Source organism: Enterobacter sp. HMSC16D10 (assembly GCF_001807145.1).
GTDB lineage: Bacteria > Pseudomonadota > Gammaproteobacteria > Enterobacterales > Enterobacteriaceae > Enterobacter > Enterobacter roggenkampii.
This window is the reverse complement of the sequence record NZ_KV787921.1, coordinates 1-1,406: the sequence shown is the minus strand read 5'-3', so window position 1 is coordinate 1,406 and position 1,406 is coordinate 1. Positions and strand designations below refer to the sequence as shown.

The window sequence follows — 1,406 nt, the reverse complement described above, 5'->3', positions numbered from 1 at the left end:
TTTGGATATCGAAAATTATTGTACTATAAGGACTTCCCCGGCATGTCAAAGCCGGTATTTATGGTTTCTGTCTGCTCTTCAGTAAAAATAAAGGGGAGAGACTGCGGTACTATAAACGGCCATGATGAATCGTCATCGATTCGGGCCCTGATGAAAGACGCGCGTGAGGTTCTTGTTCGTTAAGCGGATACGTATATCCTGTACAATAGCCAGATAGGCCTCACGGGGTCTAACCCTTTATCATCAACGAATTGCAGGTCAGATGGTTATACAGCTTCGAGCTTTAGTTGACTGAGTACAGCCGGAAATCATCACCGTAATGTAGTGATGCCCAACACAGCCGCGCATTTTTGGCGGCGATGGCCACAACAGCCCGCCAGTACCCTCTGCGCTCAACCAACATACAAACCCAACGGCTGAATGAGTCAGTCCTTTTCCCGGCGCCAATAAGCACTGAACGAGCCCCCTGAACCAGAAGCGTTCGCAGATACGAATCACCGGCTTTTGTGATCCTGCCGAGTTTCGACTTTCCCCCGCTGCTGTATTGTGATGGCGTCAGCCCCAGCCAGGCTGCCAGTTGACGTCCATTTTTAAAATCATGTGCATTACCGATACTGGCGACCAGTGCACAGGCCGTTGTGGGACCAACGCCCTTTAGCTCCATCAGCCGCTGACTGCGATGATCTGTTTTGGCTATGTGGGACAAAATTCGGTCATATTCAGTGATGTTAGCTTCAATGCGATCAACGTGTTCCATCAAATCATCAACACATTGCTGAACCTGAAGCGGTAAAGAGCTCTTCTGCACAGAAACCATGTGGCGCAGGGCATCAGCACTTTGTGGCGCGATGACACCGAATTCAGATATCAATCCTCGCAGACGATTATACGTTGCTGTTTTCTCTTCGATAAAACCCTGACGGGTACGATGTAAACACTGCATGGCCTGCTGGCTTTCGTCTTTCACTGGTACGAACCGCATATGCGGACGACGAACAGCTTCACAGATAGCCTGAGCATCAGCTGCATCATTTTTTCCTGATTTTCCGGCCATACGATAAGGCGATACAAACTTAGCAGCCATCAGACGTGGCTCATGACCATACTGCCGAAACAATCTTGCCCAGTAGTGAGCCCCGGAGCATGCTTCCATCCCGATAACACAGGGAGGCAAACTTGCAATTAACTCAGGAAGTGCAGCACGCGATACTTTAGGCTTAACCAGAACAGTTCTACCATTTTGATCAACACCGTGAACAGCAAACACATTTTTAGCAAGATCGATACCGACAGTCGTGATAGTCATAACGAATTCCTCCGGGACGATGTGTACCCCATGATTGCACAAGAGTTAATCAGGCGCATAATCAGGGGAAGTCCCTTCCATTCGTTAAGGTCGTTTTTTG

Annotated in this window: 2 protein-coding genes; one reads left to right on the top strand and one right to left on the bottom strand. The window is 48.7% G+C overall.

All coding sequences use genetic code 11. The features are described from left to right. Positions 1–183, top strand: a 183-nt coding sequence (locus HMPREF3143_RS26130; RefSeq protein ID WP_081054066.1) for a hypothetical protein, incomplete at its 5' end; no start/stop codon positions are given. Positions 184–283: 100 nt separating this feature from the next. Here the strand turns inward: HMPREF3143_RS26130 and HMPREF3143_RS23600 are convergent. Then, the gene (locus HMPREF3143_RS23600; protein WP_000156887.1) at positions 284–1,306 is read right to left on the bottom strand and encodes an IS110 family RNA-guided transposase; all 1,023 of its coding nucleotides are present in this window, start codon (positions 1,304–1,306) and stop codon (positions 284–286) included. Positions 1,307–1,406: the final 100 nt, after the last annotated feature.